General features: G+C 66.1%; 15 protein-coding genes. 7 read left to right on the plus strand and 8 right to left on the minus strand.

The genetic code is table 11. The features are described 5' to 3' along the window. Positions 1-73 precede the first annotated feature (73 nt). The 3 genes from VN11_RS07235 to VN11_RS07245 form a co-directional block, all read right to left on the minus strand. Entirely contained in the window at positions 74-1,654 is a 1,581-nt protein-coding gene (locus VN11_RS07235; protein WP_238581864.1) for an MASE1 domain-containing protein, read from the minus strand. Positions 1,655-1,842: 188 nt separating this feature from the next. Beyond that, a complete protein-coding gene (locus VN11_RS07240; RefSeq protein WP_053449263.1) occupies positions 1,843-3,447 on the minus strand; it encodes an MASE1 domain-containing protein in 1,605 nt (534 codons plus the stop codon). Positions 3,448-3,498: 51 nt separating this feature from the next. Continuing rightward, on the minus strand, positions 3,499-4,776 hold the full coding sequence (locus tag VN11_RS07245) for an NAD(P)/FAD-dependent oxidoreductase (protein ID WP_053449264.1): 1,278 nt from the start codon (positions 4,774-4,776) through the stop codon (positions 3,499-3,501). Between the two features lie 160 nt (positions 4,777-4,936). Here VN11_RS07245 and VN11_RS07250 point away from each other — a divergent pair, with 160 nt between their 5' ends. The 7 genes from VN11_RS07250 to VN11_RS07280 all read left to right on the plus strand — a co-directional run bounded on the left by VN11_RS07250 (position 4,937) and on the right by VN11_RS07280 (position 12,841). Beyond that, positions 4,937-5,698, plus strand: a complete 762-nt coding sequence (locus VN11_RS07250) for a gamma-glutamyl-gamma-aminobutyrate hydrolase family protein (protein WP_053449265.1) — start codon at positions 4,937-4,939, stop codon at positions 5,696-5,698. Continuing rightward, positions 5,695-7,089, plus strand: a complete 1,395-nt coding sequence (locus tag VN11_RS07255) for a glutamine synthetase family protein (protein WP_006429229.1) — start codon at positions 5,695-5,697, stop codon at positions 7,087-7,089. Before VN11_RS07250 ends, VN11_RS07255 begins: the two co-directional genes overlap by 4 nt. A gap of 92 nt (positions 7,090-7,181) precedes the next feature. Further along, entirely contained in the window at positions 7,182-8,291 is a 1,110-nt protein-coding gene (locus VN11_RS07260; protein WP_053449266.1) for a polyamine ABC transporter substrate-binding protein, read from the plus strand. A gap of 188 nt (positions 8,292-8,479) precedes the next feature. Further along, positions 8,480-9,616, plus strand: coding sequence for an ABC transporter ATP-binding protein (locus tag VN11_RS07265; RefSeq protein WP_053449267.1), 1,137 nt, complete (start codon positions 8,480-8,482; stop codon positions 9,614-9,616). Next, the gene (locus VN11_RS07270; RefSeq protein ID WP_053449268.1) at positions 9,613-10,545 is read left to right on the plus strand and encodes an ABC transporter permease subunit; all 933 of its coding nucleotides are present in this window, start codon (positions 9,613-9,615) and stop codon (positions 10,543-10,545) included. Before VN11_RS07265 ends, VN11_RS07270 begins: the two co-directional genes overlap by 4 nt. Further along, on the plus strand, positions 10,542-11,384 hold the full coding sequence (locus tag VN11_RS07275; protein ID WP_004151945.1) for an ABC transporter permease subunit: 843 nt from the start codon (positions 10,542-10,544) through the stop codon (positions 11,382-11,384). Before VN11_RS07270 ends, VN11_RS07275 begins: the two co-directional genes overlap by 4 nt. Positions 11,385-11,476: 92 nt before the next feature. Next, complete coding sequence (locus tag VN11_RS07280; RefSeq protein ID WP_053449269.1) at positions 11,477-12,841, plus strand: NAD-dependent succinate-semialdehyde dehydrogenase; 1,365 nt, start codon at positions 11,477-11,479, stop codon at positions 12,839-12,841. Between the two features lie 140 nt (positions 12,842-12,981). Here VN11_RS07280 and VN11_RS07285 read toward each other — a convergent pair whose 3' ends face one another. The 5 genes from VN11_RS07285 to VN11_RS07305 all read right to left on the minus strand — a co-directional run bounded on the left by VN11_RS07285 (position 12,982) and on the right by VN11_RS07305 (position 17,438). After that, positions 12,982-14,004 carry a magnesium and cobalt transport protein CorA gene (locus tag VN11_RS07285; protein ID WP_014036582.1) on the minus strand — a complete coding sequence of 341 codons (1,023 nt, stop codon included), beginning with the start codon at positions 14,002-14,004 and terminating at the stop codon, positions 12,982-12,984. Between the two features lie 6 nt (positions 14,005-14,010). After that, the gene (locus VN11_RS07290; protein ID WP_053451273.1) at positions 14,011-15,213 is read right to left on the minus strand and encodes a DUF4105 domain-containing protein; all 1,203 of its coding nucleotides are present in this window, start codon (positions 15,211-15,213) and stop codon (positions 14,011-14,013) included. Between the two features lie 62 nt (positions 15,214-15,275). Next, on the minus strand, positions 15,276-16,157 hold the full coding sequence (locus VN11_RS07295; protein WP_053449270.1) for an HlyC/CorC family transporter: 882 nt from the start codon (positions 16,155-16,157) through the stop codon (positions 15,276-15,278). A gap of 64 nt (positions 16,158-16,221) precedes the next feature. Further along, positions 16,222-16,830, minus strand: coding sequence for a hypothetical protein (locus VN11_RS07300; protein WP_080374995.1), 609 nt, complete (start codon positions 16,828-16,830; stop codon positions 16,222-16,224). After that, positions 16,830-17,438: a hypothetical protein gene (locus VN11_RS07305; protein WP_053449272.1), complete on the minus strand. Its 609-nt coding sequence runs from the start codon at positions 17,436-17,438 to the stop codon at positions 16,830-16,832. Before VN11_RS07305 ends, VN11_RS07300 begins: the two co-directional genes overlap by 1 nt. Between the last annotated feature and the right edge of the window lie 26 nt (positions 17,439-17,464).

Genomic DNA, 17,464 nt, shown 5'->3' on the forward strand with positions numbered 1-17,464 from the left:
AAGCAGGAGCCGGGGGGGCGGCTCCTGCCATGATCTGATCGTGCCGGCCTTCCGTTCCGATGGCTGGCAAGAGTCAGGCTATGTCCGCTCGGCTTGCCCAGGCGGCCTGCATGCTGCTTTGCGCGCCGCTGGCTGCGGTCTCCAGGAGCAGCACACGTACGCAGTTCCCTTCGCAGTGCACTTTCCCTCCATAGGCTTGTGCGCGGGAACTCAGACGTTCAATAGCCAGACGTGTTGTGTCGAGTAGCAGATCGCGATCACGGTCCAGCAGAGCGATTCTGAGCAGAATTCCTTGTTGCCCTTTCAATTTCCCACAGCGAGCACGTATCTGGATCTGTCCTTGTTCCTGCTTGAGCAGCAATGAAACGGCCTCGGTGAGAGTGCGGTAGGCCGCCAACTGCAAGGGAATACTCAGTTTGCAGGGATCCCCAGTCAGGAAGGGGGATGTGATCCTATGTGTCTGATTCCAGCTTTCACGAATGCCGCTGACCTGCAGGGCCAGGTAGAGACCGACGTGCTCGACCTCGGTCGGATAGACCATGCTGGTCAATTCGCGGAATTGGCGGGAATGTGCGGTGGATGTGAGAAGTAGATCCACTGCCGGCGAGTGATGGCCATGTGTCTTCAACAGGTCGGCTGTCCTGCTCAAGGAAGCTTCAATGTCATCCGCGATTCTCCTGAGATCCAGGGCACGCTCCCGCAGATCCATTTCGCCCGCCATATGAGCGGACCTTGATAGTCGTGCAGCCTGGTGCCCGTCTACGTCTCTACGCCCCCGCTGATGATAGTGCCGGCTGATGCGTGAGCCGAGTGCCAGCAGCCCGGTTCCTGCAATGGCGATCAGCTGCTGCGTCGTGAAGGTTCGTTCATCGTATGAGCCAAGGAGGCCGGATGTAGGAGTAACCACTGCAATGAGAATGTTCAACAGGGGGACGCCAACGGCTGCTCCCTGCCAGCCATGAATACATGTCAACACGATCACGGGCAGCGCCATGGTCAACTGCAGACTTGTCTTGCTTGCATCCGACAAGCCAGGGGCCATTGCGGTAATCAGACCCAGTCCCAGCATCACTGCAAGAGCGGCGACAGTCGGGGGAGAGCGCCAGCGTCCCCATTCGTCCATTGCATGGCGCCTGCTCCAGAGAACCGCCAGTGGCGCAACCGTCAGGATGGCAATGTAGTCACCAAGGACGAAGCGTAAGGCCCTTGTCGCAATCGGCACGCTTGAAGGGTTCTCTGAAAGCAAGTGAGACAGCCCAAGCTTGAGGGCAGTAGCAATCACTGCGGCTGACACCGCGACCGAAAGCAGCCATCCATCTGCCCTGGCAGTCATGAATTTTCGATGCGCATATACAACCAGAGCAACGGCTGGCAGCAGGAATGCCGAACCCAGGATTACCCATGCCAGCCCATACTCATCTATCAACGGGTAGCGCAGTTGTGCGAAGTACGCGTACTCGCCAATAAGCAGGTAGGGCCAGAGGCGAGGTGGACACACAAGCAAAGCCGCTACGCGAATGCCGGCAGGCAGGTAAAACTGGTCCAGCGAAACCCGCCAAGCGGCCCAACACGTAATCGCGTACATCACGGCAATCGCCAGCCCCAAGGGCCGCACGCGGAACGTCAGTTCAATTCCCCTCTTCCACCAATTCAACCCAAGCCTCCAATGCTCGTGACATGGCGGCGGCCCCATTGCTTGTTTGAACGCGCCATTGGGTGACAGTATCCATAGAAGCACGGGCGCGCAATCACACGAGCTGGACCGCCTTGGCGGGGGGGCAAGGCGGTGCCGAACAAAGATCACCTTCGAGTAGTGATCTGCATCTCGTTTCTATGAGGAAGTCAGGTTGCGGCCCGCGGAGCGCCTGGGTCAATGGAGGATGTACGTCCCCCCAAAGCTTCGGTAGCGCTCGCCTGGCTGGAACCTCCCCGCGCTTCCGTCAATACGATCCTGAGTCTGTTGCCACTCATGTCCATGTGGCCACCATGCACAAGAATTCGGCCCAGCAACTGCTCATTTGCCAGTTCCGTGGTCCGGATTCCCAAAGATTCGTTCCGACCCACGAGGGCTACGCAGATGAATACACCCGGATTCCGGGCGAAACATCCACAGCGGATGCTGACCGAAATCTGTCCGGATTCGCATCTCAGTAGAAGTGATACCGCATCAACTACAAGCCGGTAGGCCGCAAGCTGCAAGCCTACCCCGAGCGCGCAGGGGTCACCCATCAACCTGGGTTGCCCGATTCGATGCGTGGCGTTCCATGCCTCACGCACTCCACCCGCCTGCAAGGCCACGTACAGGCCCAGCCGTTCCAGGGCGGCGGGATAGATCATGCTGGCCTGGGCCCGGAACAGGCGTGAATGCACCTCCGAGGTATGCCGCAGGCTGTCTGCGACAGCGTGATGGCCCTGCGCATGCAGCCAGTTCACCATTTCGTTCAGCGACAGGTCCATGCCATCGCCCAGTTGGCGCAGATGGGCCGCACGCTCACGCAGGTCCATCTCGCTGGCCAGGTGTGAGTTCCGCGCAAGCAGCAGGGCTGCTCTGCCATCGTCCTCGCGCAACCGATGCTGGCTCTGGAAGTGGGTGATGCGCGCGCCCAGCAGCAGCAGGGCGATGCTGGCGATGGCCATGGCCTGCTGGGTAGCGAACGTGGCCGGGTCGAATGCCGTCGGATGGTCGGCAGGGGCGCTCAGGCCAAGCATCATGTTCACGGCGGCGACACCGATGGCCGCACCGCGCCATCCCAGCAGGCAGGTCAGGGCGATCGCGGGAATAGGCAGGATTAACAGCAACTGCAGTGAGCCAGGCACCGTGATCGAGGCAGACACCGGAGTCGCCTGCAGGCCAACGACAAGCATGGCTGCGAGTGCTCCTGCCACGGCAGCAATGGACCGGACCGTCCATTCTTCCTCGGCCCGGCGGATCCACAGCAGAGCCAGAGGCGCCAGGATCAGGATGCCGGTGAAGTCGCCCAGCGCATAGCGCAGCAGGTTGGTGATGAATGACGCGTTGTGCAACGGTTCCCAGAGCAGGTACGAGATCCCCAGGTTCAGCAGGCTGATGACCATCGCGGCGCATGCCGCAATGGAGATCACGCCGACGATCGTGGTGCGTGCCAGCAGCTTCCGGTGCAGCCGCACGATCAGCATCACGGCAGGCATCAGGAACACCGAGGCGAGGATCACCCAGGTCAGGTTGTATTTGCTGATCAGGGGGATGCGTAGATGCGCGAAGTAGGCGTATTCACCGATCAGCAGATAAGGCCAGAGCCGGGGCGGGCACAGCAGCAGTGCGGCCACCCGTACGCCAGCAGGCAGGAAGAACTGGTCCAGTGACAGCTTGCGCGCGCCCCAGCAGGCGAAGGCATAGAGCAGCGCCAGTGCCAGCCCCTCGGGGCTGACCCGTATCCTCACCTGCAGGCCGTCCTTCCACCACCGCATCCACGTGCTCCCCCAGCTCCTGCACCGATTATGTGGCTGGGAAGGGTTCCGCTACCACAACGCATCCCGCAGCTTGTACCACGACATCGCCGCCACCAGCAGCGGCATCCGCAGCAACCGCCCTCCCGGGAAGGGGGCATGCCGCAGGCGCTGGAACACGTCCAGGCGCTCGCTCTGCCCCGCAATGGCGGCGGCGATGACCTCGCCAGCCAGCCCGGCGGCGGCCACGCCATGCCCCGAGAACCCCTGCGCGAAGTACAGGTTGCCATCCAGCCGGCCCCAGTGCGGGGCGCGGTTGCGGGTAATGTCCACGTAGCCGCCCCAGACCTGTTCCAGCGGCACGTCGGCCAGTTGCGGGAAGACCTGGTGCATGCGCCGCTGCATCACCCCGTGCAGCCCGGGCGGGGGCAGGGCCGAATAACTGGCGCGGCCGCCGAACAGCAGGCGGTGGTCGTGGCTGAGGCGGAAATAGTCCAGTGCCCAGGCGGTGTCGGCCACGGCCATGTTGTTGCCGATCAGGGCGCGGGCGCGCTGCGCACCCAGTGGCGCGCTGGCACCGATATAGGTGCCGACCGGCATGATCCGCCGCTCCAGCTCGGGCAGCAGGCCCTGCAGCCAGGCGTTGCCGGCCACCATCAGCTGCGCGGCGCGCACGCTGCCCTGCGCCGTGTGCAGCGCGGGTTGGGAGCCGCGCTGGATGCGCACCACGGGCGAATCCTCGTGGATGACCACCCCGGCCGCACGTGCTGCATCGGCCAGGCCACGTGCATAGGCCAGCGGCTGAAGGTGCGCGCTGAGCGGGTCGAACATCGCGGCGCGGTAGCGCGGGCTGTCCAGCTGCGCATGCAGGGTGTCACGGTCCCACCACTGCATGGGGTAGTCGTAGTGGCGCTGCAGGTGCTCGCAGTTGGCGCGCAGATCACGCTCGTGACGCTCGCGGATGGCGACGCTGGCGTGGCCTTCCACCCAGTGGCAATCGATGCCATGGCGGTCGATGCGCGTGCGCATCGCCTGCACGGCATCGCGCGACCAGTCGAACAGGCGGCGGGCATCGTCGCGGCCGAGCTGGCGCTCCAGCTCATCCACCTCGCAGCCGTAGCCAACCAGCGCCTGCCCGCCGTTGCGCCCGGAGGCGCCCCAGCCGATCCGCTGTGCTTCCAGCAGGACCACCCGCTGGCCCCGTGCCGCCAGTTCCAGTGCCGCGGTCAGGCCGGTATAGCCGGCGCCAAGCACGGCTACATCGGCCTGCACATCGCCCCGCAGCGCGGGCAGCGCGGGTGGTTCGGGCAGGCTGGCGGCGTACCAGCTGGGTGGGAAGGCAGCGCTCACTGCAGGCCTCGCGCTTGCGGCGCGGATGGTCGGAGTGGGGGAGGGTGACCGGTGTTCACCCGCGTAGTTTCGCCGATGGATGACGGCCATGGTGTGACGGTGATGACTTGCCGCGTTCGTCGGGCGACGGGTAACGTGTCCATACGCCAAGGAGTTTTCCATGCGCCGCCTGCCCTGGGTGGGCCTGCCCACCGACAGTACCGTGCTCGGCCATCACCGTTTCGCAGTGGCCGGCGAGAAGTACGTGCGCGCGCTGGTCGAGGCGGCCAGCGTCACCCCGCTGGTGTTGCCGAGCCTGCAGCCGCCGTTGCCGGCCAGTGACTGGCTGCAGGGGCTCGATGGCCTGCTGTTGACCGGGGCGGTCAGCAACATCGAACCACAGCACTATGAAGGCGGCCGCAGCTGGCCGGGCAATCCGCATGATCCGGCGCGTGATGCCAACGCCTTCGCGCTGCTGCAGGAGGCGCTGGCGCTGGACCTGCCGGTGCTGGCGATCTGCCGCGGCTTCCAGGAGTTGAACGTCGCACTGGGCGGCAGCCTGCATCCGCAGGTGCACGTGGTGCCGGGCCTGGATGACCATCGCGAGGACCCGCAGGCGCCGGTGGAGGTGCAGTACGGCCCGGCCCACGCGGTCACGCTGGCGGCAGACGGCTGGCTGGCGCAGTGGTACGAGGGCGAGCGCGTGCAGGTCAATTCGGTGCATGGGCAGGGCATCGCCCGCCTGGCGCAGGGGCTGCAGGTCGAGGCGGTGGCCGACGACGGGCTGGTCGAGGCGGCGCGCAGCCTGCATCATCGATTCGTGCTCGGCGTACAGTGGCACCCGGAGTGGCGTGTCATGCAGGCGCCGTTCTATCACGCTATTTTCCGTGCGTTCGGCCAAGCTTGCCGGCAGCACCAACAGAACCGACTGGATTCCCGATGAGTTCCCGAACGCGCCCGCGCAAGACGGCCACGCCCCCCGCACCGCAGGAAAGCAGCCTGCTGCGCTGGCTGAAGGAGCGGCGGATCACCGAGGTCGAATGCCTGGTGCCGGACATCACCGGCAACGCGCGCGGCAAGATCATCCCCGCCGACAAGTTCTCGCACGATTACGGCACGCGCTTGCCGGAAGGCATCTTCGCCACTACGGTCACCGGCGAGTTCCCCGACGATTACTACGACCTGACCTCGCCGTCGGATTCGGACATGATCCTGCGTCCGGACCCGGACACCGTGCGCATGGTGCCCTGGGCCACCGACCCGACAGCGCAGATCATCCACGACTGCTACACCAAGACCGGCGAACCGCACGAGCTGGCCCCGCGCAACGTGCTGCGCAGGGTGCTGGACGCCTATGCCGAACTGGGCCTGCGCCCGGTCGTGGCACCGGAACTTGAGTTCTTCCTGGTGCAGAAGAACACCGACCCGGATTTCCCGCTGCTGCCCCCGGCGGGCCGCTCGGGCCGTCCGGAAACGGCGCGCCAGTCCTACTCGATCGATGCGGTCAACGAGTTCGACCCGATCCTCGACCTGATGTACGACTACTGCGACGCGATGAAGCTGGACGTCGACACGCTGATCCACGAGTCCGGCGCGGCGCAGCTGGAGGTCAATTTCACCCACGCCAACGCGATGGACCTGGCCGACCAGGTGTTCCTGTTCAAGCGCACCATGCGCGAATCGGCGATGCGCCACGGCGTGTACGCCACCTTCCTGGCCAAACCGATGGAGAACGAGCCGGGCAGCGCCATGCACATCCACCAGAGCCTGGTACGGATCAGCGACGGCCAGAACGTGTTCAGTGGCGAGCATGGCGGCGAGGATTTCAGCCCCATGTTCGCCCACTACCTGGCGGGCCTGCAGAAGTATGTGCCGATGGCCATGGCCTTCTTCGCGCCGAACGTGAATTCCTACCGCCGGCTGGTGTTCGGCGAGGTTTCACCAAGCAACGTGCACTGGGGGTTCGACAACCGCACCTGCGGCCTGCGGGTGCCGCTGGATACCCCGGAAAACATGCGCGTCGAAAGCCGTTTTGCCGGTTCCGACGCCAACCCCTACCTGGCCATGGCGGCCACCCTGGCCTGTGGCCTGCTGGGTATCCGCGAGCGCCTGGCACCGGATGCACCGGTCAGCGGCAGTGCCAAGGAACTGGGCTACAACCTGCCGCGCTCGCTGGGCGAGGCGCTGGATGGCCTGGAACAGTGCGGCGCGCTGCAGGCGCTGCTGGGCGAGCGTTTCTGCCGGGCCTACATCTCGGTCAAGCGCAAGGAATACGAGACCTTTTTCCGTGTCATCAGCTCGTGGGAACGCGAGTTCCTGCTGCTGAACGTCTGAGCATCCGCAATAGAAAAATCCGCCGCCGGGGGGTAGGCTGGCACCCGTTGCCGGCTCCGCCGGCCCCCCCTTCCCGCATTCTGGAGCACCCGATGAAGCTGCGTATCCTCACGCTCGGCCTGGCCTCCGCCATGCTCGCCGCCTGTGGCGGTGGCAAAGGTGGCGCGCAGGACAGCCAGGTCCTGAACGTCTACAACTACAGCGATTACATCGCCGAGGACACCATTCCGGCCTTCGAGAAGGAGAGCGGGATCAAGGTGACCTACGATGTGTTCGACAGCGATGAGATGGTCGAGACCAAGCTGCTGGCCGGCAACAGCGGCTACGACGTGGTGGTGCCGACCCTGAACTTCTTCGGGCGTCAGATCCAGGCCGGCGTGTTCCTGCCGCTGGACAAGAGCAAGATCCCGAACCTGGCCAACCTCGATCCGGCGGTGATGAAGCGCATCGCCACCCAGGACCCGGGCAACCAGTACGGCGTGCCGTACATGATCGGCACCACCGGCATCGGCTACAACGTGGACATGCTGAAGCAGCGCTTCGGCGGCAGCGCCGACATCGCCAGCAGCTGGGACCTGGTGTTCAAGCCGGAAAACATCAGCAAGATGAAGGACTGCGGCGTGACCATCCTGGACACGCCGGCGGACATGATCCCGATCGCGCTGCACTACCTGGGCCTGGACCCGCACAGCGCCGACCCGGCCGAGCTGCAGAAGGCGGCCGACCTGCTGAAGTCGATCCGTCCGTACGTGCAGAATTTCCACTCCTCGCAGTACGTGGGCTCGCTGGCCAATGGCGGTACCTGCCTGGTGGTCGGCTGGTCGGGTGACATCATCCAGGCCCGCGACCGTGCCGAGGAAGCCAGCAATGGCGTGCACGTGGCCTACTCGATCCCGAAGGAAGGCGCCCCGCAGTGGTTCGACATGCTGGCGATCCCGAAGGACGCCAAGCACCCGGAAGCGGCCTACGCGTTCATCAACTACCTGCTGCAGCCGAAGGTGGCCGCGGCCAACACCAACTTCATCCACTACGCCAACCCGGTGCCGACCGCGACCCCGCTGGTGGACGAGGCGATCCGTACCGATCCGACCATCTATCCGCCGGCCGATGTGGCCGAGAAGATGTTCACCTATTCGATCAACACGCCGGAGACCGACAAGCTCTACACCCGTCTGTGGACCGAGGTGAAGACCGGGCGATAAGCCAGTCCGGCGGCGCCGGGCGATGCCCGGCGCCCGCTCCCCGGGAGGGAGGCGGGCCTTGCCCGGCAAGGGCAGTGGCCGCGCAGGCGCGGCCCGACCGGCCCCGCCCGCCTGTTGCCGTCATATCCCCTGCGCCCCCGGGCCGTTAGAATGGCGGCCGCTGTCCACCGCCCGCTCCCGGAGCCCCCATGCCCGTTGAAGCCCAGCCGGTAGCCGCCGTCGTCGACACGACGGGTGCGCCCGGCTATCTCTCCATTCGTGACCTGCGCAAGGAATTCGACGGTTTCGTCGCCGTCGACGACGTCAATCTGGACGTGCGCAAGGGCGAGATCTTTGCCCTGCTCGGTGGCTCCGGCAGTGGCAAGTCGACCCTGCTGCGCTGCCTGGGCGGCTTCGAGACGCCCACCAAGGGCAGCATCACCCTCGATGGCCAGCGCCTGGACGCGCTGCCGCCGTACCAGCGGCCGGTCAACATGATGTTCCAGTCCTATGCGCTGTTCCCGCACATGACGGTCGAGCAGAACATCGCCTTCGGGCTGAAGCAGGATGGCCTGGCCAAGGACGCGATCAGCAAGCGCGTCGGCGAGATGCTGGAGCTGGTGCAGATGGGCCACCTGGGCAAGCGCAAGCCGCACCAGCTGTCCGGTGGCCAGCAGCAGCGCGTGGCGCTGGCGCGGTCGCTGGCCAAGGGGCCGAAGCTGCTGTTGCTGGACGAGCCGATGGGCGCGCTGGACAAGAAGCTGCGCTCGCAGATGCAGCTGGAACTGGTCAGCATCATCGAATCGTCGGGCGTGACCTGCGTGATGGTCACCCACGACCAGGAAGAAGCGATGACCATGGCCACCCGCATCGCGGTGATGGATGCCGGCTGGATCCAGCAGGTCGGCAAGCCCGACGAGGTCTATGAGCAGCCGGCCAACCGCTTCGTGGCCGAGTTCATCGGTTCGGTCAACCTGTTCGACGGGGTGATCGACGAGGACCTGCCCGAGTACGTGACCGTGCGCTCGCCGCTGTTCCCGGCACCGATCTACATCGCCCACGGCATCACCGGTTATGAAGGGCAGCCGGTCGCGTTCGCGCTGCGCCCGGAGAAGGTGATGATCGGCAAGGACGAGCCGGAAGGGCACACCAACAAGGCACAGGGCGTGATCGAGGACATCGCCTATTTCGGCAGCCACTCGGTCTACCACGTGCGCCTGCCCAGCGGCGCCAAGGTGCTGGCCAACTTCGCCAACTCGCAGCGCTGGGCCAGCGATGGCCTGACCTGGGGCGACAGCGTTTGGGTGCACTGGCGCGACAACGATGGCGTGGTGCTGACCTCATGAGCGTCGCCGGCCTGAAGCGCTGGCTGCCGGGGCTGCGTGCCACGGTGATCGGCATTCCGTACCTGTGGCTGCTGCTGTTCTTCGCGGTGCCGTTCCTGATCGTGCTGATGATCAGCTTCTCGCTCAGCCGGGTCGGCTCGCCGCCGTACACCTGGCTGCTGCAGTACGTGGACGGCGGCTTCTCGCTGAAGCTGAACCTGGAAAACTACCTGGCGCTGTTCCGCGATTCGATCTATGCGCAGGCGTTCCTGAGCTCGATCAAGATCGCGGCCATCTCCACCTTCCTCACCCTGCTGATCGGCTACCCGATGGCCTACGCCATCGCGCGCCTTTCGCCGGCCGCGCGCAACGTGGCGATGATGCTGGTGGTGCTGCCGTCGTGGACCTCGTTCCTGATCCGCGTGTATGCGTGGAAGGCGATCCTGGACCGCAACGGCCTGCTTGACCAGTTCCTGCAGTTCACCGGCCTGCAGACGTTGATGACCGGCCTGGGCCTGCCCAAGCTGCAGCTGATCGACACCCCGACCGCCGCCTACATCGGCATCGTCTACTGCTACCTGCCGTTCATGGTGCTGCCGCTGTACGCCAACCTGGTCAAGCACGACCACCGCCTGCTGGAAGCGGCCTACGACCTCGGCGCCAAGCCGTGGCAGGCGTTCCTGCGCATCACCCTGCCGCTGTCGAAGGCGGGCATCATCGCCGGCTGCATGCTGGTGATGATTCCGGCGATCGGCGAATTCGTGATCCCGGAAATGCTGGGTGGCTCGGAGACGCTGATGGTCGGCCGCCAGCTGTGGAACGAGTTCTTCAACAACCGCAACTGGCCGGGCGCCTCGGCGATGGCGGTGGCGATGATCCTGCTGTTGCTGGTGCCGATCCTGCTGTTCAACCGTTCCCAGCAGCGCCTGCTGGAAGGAAAGCAGGCATGAGCCCGCGCACCGCCAAGGGCCTGGGGCTGGGCGTGCTGCTGCTCGGCTTCGCCTTCCTGTACCTGCCGATCCTGCTGCTGATGTTCTACTCGTTCAACAGCTCGCGGCTGGCGATGGTCTGGGCCGGGTTCTCCACCCGTGCCTACAGCGACCTGTTCGCCGACCGCGCGCTGATGGATGCGATGTGGACCAGCCTGGTGGTGGCGTTCTGGACCGCCTGTACCGCCACCGTGCTGGGCACGCTGGCGGCGATGGTGATGACCCGCTTCAAGCGCTTCCGCGGCAAGCCGCTGTTCGGCGCCCTGGTCACTGCACCGCTGGTGATGCCGGACGTCATCCTCGGTTTCTCGCTGATGGCGCTGCTGGCCTCGATGGGCGCGATTCCCGGTTTCCCGGCGCGCGGCCTGACCACCATCTGGATCGCGCACGTCACCTTCACCCTGTGCTTCGTCACCGTGGTGGTGTCCTCGCGCCTGCAGGAAATGGATCTCTCGCTGGAAGAAGCGGCAATGGACCTGGGTGCCAGCCGGCTGACCGTGTTCGGCCGCATCACGTTGCCGATCATCGCCCCGGCACTCGTGGCCGGCTGGCTGCTGGCCTTCACCCTGTCGCTGGATGATGTGGTGGTGGCCAGCTTCGTCGCCACGCCGGGCTCGACCACGCTGCCGATGAAGGTGTTCGCCTCGGTGCGCATGGGCATCAGCCCGAAGATCAATGCATTGGCAACGCTGCTGGTGTCGGCGGTATCGATCGCCGCGGTGATCGGCTGGTACATCAATGCACGCGCCGAGAAGCGGCGCCAGCGCGACCTGCAGCTGGCGCGGCAGGACAACGGCTGAGGTCTGCCGGCAGGGCCGGCAACAACAGCGCCGGCAACATCCGGCTCACGGCCGGCGGCGCACAATGGGGGTCTTCCTCAAGGAGATCCCCCATGACCGTCGAGATCGTCGATCCGGCCACCGGCCTGGTGACCTACCGCCATGAACTGATGGGCGCTGCCGATATCGAGCAGCGCCTGCAGGCTGCCGCCGAGGCCTTCCCGGGCTGGGCGGATCGCTCGTTGCAGGAACGGGGCGCCATCCTGCGCCAGATCGCCGCGCAGCTGCGCGCACGCCGCGACGACCTGCAGCAGGCGATGACCCATGAAATGGGCAAGCTCAAGGCCGAAGCGCTGGCCGAGGTCGACAAGTGTGCCGCTGCCTGCGAGTACTACGCCGACCACGCCGCCGACTACCTCAAGCCACAGCTGATCGACACCGAAGCCCAGCGCAGCTACGTGCGCTACGAGCCGATCGGCTGCGTGTTCGCGGTGATGCCGTGGAATTTCCCGATCTGGCAGGTGTTCCGTTTCCTTGCCCCGGCGTTCATGGCCGGCAACGTGGCCCTGCTCAAGCACGCCAGCAACGTGCCGCAGTGCGCCGACCTGATCCTGGCGGTGTGCCGTGACGGCGGCCTGCCGGACGGCGTGTTCGATGTGCTGCACATCGACAACGACCAGGCCGCCGACGTGCTGCGCGACGCGCGGGTGAAGGCGGTGACATTGACCGGCAGCGAACGGGCAGGGCGCTCGATCGCGTCCAATGCCGGCAGCCAGCTGAAGAAGTCGGTGATGGAACTCGGCGGCAGTGATGCCTTCGTGGTGCTCGACGATGCCGACCTCGACAAGACCGTGGCGGCGGCAGTGAAATCACGCTTCGACAACAGCGGCCAGACCTGCATCGCAGCCAAGCGCTTCATCGTGGTCGATGCCGTGGCCGATGAATTCACCCGTCGCTTCGTTGAGGCGGCGGGCGAGCGCCAGTACGGCGATCCGGATGAGCGTGGTACCACGCTGGCGCCGATGGCCCGCGCCGACCTGCGCGACGAACTGCACAAGCAGGTGCAGGCCAGCGTGGCCAGGGGCGCGCGCGTGCTGGTCGGTGGTGAGCCGATTGCCGGCACGCATGCCGGCTATCCGGCCACGGTGCTCGATCAGGTGGGTCCGGGGATGCCGGCGTACGACGAGGAACTGTTCGGGCCGGCGGCCGCAGTGATCCGGGTCAAGGACGAGGCCGAGGCGCTGCGCGTGGCCAATGACACCCGCTTTGGCCTGGGCGGCAGCGTGTGGACCCGCGACCCGGTGCGCGGCGAAGGCTTTGCCCAGCGGATGGAGTGTGGCGCCGCGTTCGTCAACGCCATCGTCAAGAGTGACGCGCGGTTGCCGTTCGGTGGCAGCAAGCAGTCTGGCTTCGGCCGCGAGCTGGCCGACCACGGCATCCATGAGTTCATGAACATCAAGACCGTCTACGTGGCTTGATGCCGAACGGTAGTGCCGGCCGCTGGCCGGCATTGCTGGGTTGCCGGCCAGCGGCCGGCACTACCAGAAACGGCTCATGCGCCACGACCAACGGTCGTGGCCTACCGGTTTGGTGGGTATCGACCGTTGGTCGATACGCTCTACAGCCACTTGGCGCGCTTGAACAACCGGTACAACCCCACGCACACGCCGCCTACGCCGACGATCATCAGCGGGTAGGACCACGGTTCACTCAGCTCCGGCATGTGGCTGAAGTTCATGCCGTACCAGCTGGTGATCAACGTCGGCGCGGCCAGCAGTGCGGCCCATGCACCGAGGCGCTTGACCGTCTCGCCCTGCGCCAGCGTCACCAGCGACAGGTTCACGCTCAGCGCGGTGCCCAGCATTTCGCGCAGGGTGTCGATCACATCGCTGATGCGCACGGCGTGGTCGTGCACGTCGCGCACGTACAGCTTCACTTCGTCGGGGATCAGATCGCCCTGGTAGCGGCGCAGCTGCGCCAGCACGTCCTGCAGCGGCGCCACTGCCATCCGCATCTTGTTCAGTTCGCGCTTGAGCTCGTACAGGCGCACCACCGTGCTGCGCTTGTAGTTGTCAGCGAAGATGTCCTTTTCCAGCAGGTCAAGGGTGTCGCGGAAGCGGTGCACGATCGGCAGGTAGTTGTCGACCACGAAGTCGGTCACCGCGTACAGGCAATACGACGGGCCCATCTTCAGCAGTTGCGGCTCGCGCTCGACGCGCGCGCGAACCGGCGCGTAGGACAGCGACGCACCATGGCGCACCGTCACCAGGAAGCGCGGACCGAGGAAGGCGTGGGTCTCGCCGTACTGGATGCGCTCATCGACCATCTGCGCGGTGGTCACCACCACGAACAGGGAATTGCCGTAGGTCTCGACCTTGGGCCGCTGGTGCGCGTTGCGCGCATCCTCGATGGCCAGGTCGTGCAGGCAGAATTCCTCCTGCAGTTTCAGCAGGACATCGTCGTTGGGATCGTACAGGCCCACCCAGACGAAGCCGTTGCCACTGGCAATGACATCGCTGATGGCGTCCAGGCTGATGTCGTGGCGTTTGCCCTCGTCATCGTAGTGGACGCAGTTGATGACGCAGGCGGGGTTGGCCGAGGCAGGTGCGGAAGCGGAGGCGGGCAATGACATGCCCGCCATCGTGCGTCAGGGCCGTGTTTCGGACAAGTGAGGACGACGCCCCAGCACCCACGCCAGGGCCACGTGCACCGGCAGCAGCAGCACGATCCACTGCACGTTGTACTGCGCCTGCAGGCTCAGCCAGTGCAGTACCAGCGCGGCCACGGCCTGTACCGCCAGCATCCACAGCACGATCCTGAACATGCGGCCCGGCACGCGCCGGCGCAGCAGGGCGATCGCGCCCGGCAGCAGCAGCACCGCCAGCGGCGAAAGCAGCAGCAGGTTGCGGTTGGCCCAGGCGGCGTAGTGGGTGCTGAAGCCCCACAGGAACACCAGCAGGCTGCCGGCGATGGCACACAGCAGCCAGAACGGCAGGGCCAGCCCGGCCAGCAGCCGCGGGCGGCTGCGCAGCGCCAGCACGCCGGCGGCGATCACCAGGCCGCACAGCAGCCACGGCCACCAGCGGCGCGCGAATTCCTTCGGTTCCGGGTCGATGCGGTGCGGCAACAGCTCCTGTTCGGACTGCACCAGCGGCCGCCCATCACTGTTGCGTGCCTGGCGCAGTGCATCGGCCAGGCGCATCGGCACGAAGGCTTCCTGCCAGCGCGACAGCGGCTGGTCGGCGAACGGCCCGAGGCCGACGTCGAAGCCCAGCCACATCCACGCTGCCGGCGAGGCCAGGCGCACCGATTCACTGCGATAGGTATTGCCGCGCGAGCGCCCCGACAGCTGCGATTGCAGGCCGCCGCCCAGCGCCTTGTTCACGGTGTCGCGCACCATCGTGGCGCAGTTGGCGGTGTAGTAATCGTAGTGGTAGCGCGCGTTTTCCGGCTTGGCCCGCTCGGCCAGGTCGGCGGCCAGCGCTCGCGCCTGGTCCGGGCGCAGGTCCAGCCACTGCACGCTGGCGCCACGGCCGGTCTCGTCGTAGTACGACAGGTCCTGCTGCAGCGGCAGCGCCACCAGGTAATACATCATGTCGCCGCGCACGAAGCGGCTGATGAAATCATCTTCGGACGGATCGAAGTAGCCGAAGTTGTACGAGGTCGCTTCGCCGCTGGCCGGATCGATCACGACGATGGCGTCGTGGCCGAAGCGCTCGAAGAACACCGTGCCCGGCTGCATGGTCACTACGCCGATGCGCGGGGCAGGAGCCTCGGCGCTGGCGACGGGTACAGCAGGTGCGGGTGTGGCTGCCACCGGCTGCGCGGAGGCGGCCAGCGGCAGGACCATGGCCAGCACGCACAGTGCCAGCCACACCGTCAGGCGCAGTGCCAGGTTGGGGGCACCGCGCTTCAAGCGTCGTCCTGCGCGTCCGGCGGCAGCACGGTCACGTGGAAGGCCTGCACCCGGCGCGCATCGGCGCGGGCCACGCGGAACATGAAACGATCCAGCGCCAGCTCGTCGCCCACTTCCGGCAGGTGGCCCACGGCCTCGGTGACCAGGCCACCGATGGTGTCGTAGTCCTCGTCGGAGAAGGTGGCACCAAAGCGCTCGTTGAAGTCGCCGATCGGGGTCAGCGCATCGACCACGTACTGGCCGTCGGACTGGATGGCGATCTGCGCCGACGGATCCTCGGCCTCGTCATGCTCGTCGTCGATCTCGCCGACGATCTGCTCCAGCACGTCCTCGATGGTGACCAGGCCGGCGACACCGCCGTACTCGTCGACCACGATGGCCATGTGGTTGCGCGACAGGCGGAATTCCTTCAACAGCACGTTGAGCTTCTTCGCTTCCGGAATCAGCACCGCCGGGCGCAGCAGCTCGCGCACGTTGGCCGGGCCGTTGTCGGCGACCACGCCGCGCAGCAGGTCCTTGGCCAGCAGAATGCCCAGGATGTCGTCCTTGTTCTCGCCGTGGACCGGGAAGCGCGAATGGCCGGATTCGACCACCTGCCTCATCAGCTCCAGGAAGGGCGCTTCGACCGGCAGCGAGACCATCTGCGAGCGCGAGATCATCACGTCGCCCACGGTCAGCTCGGCCACCGAAATGGCGCCTTCCATCATCTTCAGGGTATCGGCGGCGATCAGCCCCTCTTCCTGCGCGGTGTGCAGGACCGCGACCAGCTCGTCGCGGGTGTGGGGTTCGCCGGAGAAGGCGGACGTCAGGCGTTCAAGCCAGCCGCGCTTCTTTTCACTGTGCTCCGCAGGGGAGCTACTACTGTCGTCTTCTGACATCTCTGGAAAAAAGGCACCCGGCAGGCCGGGCGTTGGCCCCAGTCTAGCAGGATGTGACGGCCTGTCAGTGACCGTCGCTGCCGGGCCCGGTGATCGGCGGCGGGGCCAGTTCAGGCCGCGCGGGGGCTTCTTCCTCGGGCAGGTCCAGGCTGTAGGTGCAGCCGGCCAGGGTCTTGCCGGGATGGGAGGCCACGGTGGAGACGCTGAGGATGATCGACTCGATCTGGGCCTCACCGGTCTTCGGGTCGGTCACATCACGGCTGACCAGTTCGCGGCCGGCCATGAACTTGCCGTCCTGGTCGTAGCCGGTTTCCAGCCCCAGCCGCTTGGCCAGCGGCCGTGGGTCGGCCTGGTCAAGCACCGCCATGATGCTGGCGCCGGCCACCGCCACCCGCTCGGTGGCCACGCCGAAGACGGTGATCGGCTGGGCCAGCCGGTACTCGCTCATGAACTGGTTGCCCTGCGGCAACGGCTGCAGGCCCAGGGCCACGGCCTTCAGCGGGTCGGCCAGCAGCGGCGCCAGCGCACCGAGATCGGCCACGCGCTGCCGGCACTCGATCAGCGCCGGCAGGTCCAGGCTGGAGGCGAAGGCAGGCGGAGCGGCAAGGGCACCCAGCAGGATCAGGCAGCAGCGCAGTGACACGGGCGGTATCCGCAGGCGGTGGGGCGCCATCATAGCCCCGAGGAACGGGTGAACGGCCGGGTGATACGGCGGGCGACTCCGATCATCACTGCACGCAGCAACATCAGCGGCAGGGTGATCAGCACCGACAGCATCGCGAGGTGGAGCAGCCCCGCGATGGCCCAGGCCACGGTCGGCACCAGCCCAGCGTCCATCAGCCAGGGCATCGGGTTCGGCCCGGCATTCCGGATCAGCATCATGTAGACCGCGGCGAGTACGTACAGCACCAGCAGCGAGGTGCGCGAGGCATGGAAGAACGGCAGCCCATTGGCGGGCCGGCCCAGGCGCCGTTGCAGCATCATCCGCCACAGCACCGGCAGCGCCAGCGCACCCGCCAGCATCAGCAGCATCGAGATCGTCAGCAGGCCGGGGCCGTGTGCGGGCTGCGCCCGGTCGTTGAGGTACGGCCCGATCATGCCGATCGCCAGCCCTGCCACCAGGCAGAGGGGCGACAGCAGCGCCAGGCCGCGCAGCAGCCAGTGCTGCCCGGTGGGATCGGTGGCAGCGATGCGCCGGACGGTGCGCACGCCCAGCACCAGCAGGGCGGCGAAGAGGCCGCCCACGATCAGTAGCGTGATGAAGCTGCCTTGCTGGATCATCCTTGTTCCTCGTGTTTTCGTTGTGG

Origin of the sequence: Stenotrophomonas maltophilia (genome assembly GCF_001274595.1) — a bacterium.
Taxonomy (GTDB): domain Bacteria; phylum Pseudomonadota; class Gammaproteobacteria; order Xanthomonadales; family Xanthomonadaceae; genus Stenotrophomonas; species Stenotrophomonas forensis.

Excerpts from the sequence above, each read along its gene's own strand:
- VN11_RS07280 (WP_053449269.1), top strand. The coding sequence starts at position 11,477 with ATGACCGTCGAGATCGTCGATCCGGCCACCGGCCTGGTGACCTACCGC.
- VN11_RS07255 (WP_006429229.1), top strand. The coding sequence starts at position 5,695 with ATGAGTTCCCGAACGCGCCCGCGCAAGACGGCCACGCCCCCCGCACCG.
- VN11_RS07285 (WP_014036582.1), bottom strand. The coding sequence starts at position 14,004 with ATGGCGGGCATGTCATTGCCCGCCTCCGCTTCCGCACCTGCCTCGGCC.
- VN11_RS07295 (WP_053449270.1), bottom strand. The coding sequence starts at position 16,157 with ATGTCAGAAGACGACAGTAGTAGCTCCCCTGCGGAGCACAGTGAAAAG.
- VN11_RS07290 (WP_053451273.1), bottom strand. The coding sequence starts at position 15,213 with ATGGTCCTGCCGCTGGCCGCCTCCGCGCAGCCGGTGGCAGCCACACCC.
- VN11_RS07275 (WP_004151945.1), top strand. The coding sequence starts at position 10,542 with ATGAGCCCGCGCACCGCCAAGGGCCTGGGGCTGGGCGTGCTGCTGCTC.
- VN11_RS07270 (WP_053449268.1), top strand. The coding sequence starts at position 9,613 with ATGAGCGTCGCCGGCCTGAAGCGCTGGCTGCCGGGGCTGCGTGCCACG.
- VN11_RS07260 (WP_053449266.1), top strand. The coding sequence starts at position 7,182 with ATGAAGCTGCGTATCCTCACGCTCGGCCTGGCCTCCGCCATGCTCGCC.
- VN11_RS07300 (WP_080374995.1), bottom strand. The coding sequence starts at position 16,830 with ATGGCGCCCCACCGCCTGCGGATACCGCCCGTGTCACTGCGCTGCTGC.
- VN11_RS07305 (WP_053449272.1), bottom strand. The coding sequence starts at position 17,438 with ATGATCCAGCAAGGCAGCTTCATCACGCTACTGATCGTGGGCGGCCTC.
- VN11_RS07250 (WP_053449265.1), top strand. The coding sequence starts at position 4,937 with ATGCGCCGCCTGCCCTGGGTGGGCCTGCCCACCGACAGTACCGTGCTC.
- VN11_RS07265 (WP_053449267.1), top strand. The coding sequence starts at position 8,480 with ATGCCCGTTGAAGCCCAGCCGGTAGCCGCCGTCGTCGACACGACGGGT.
- VN11_RS07240 (WP_053449263.1), bottom strand. The coding sequence starts at position 3,447 with ATGCGGTGGTGGAAGGACGGCCTGCAGGTGAGGATACGGGTCAGCCCC.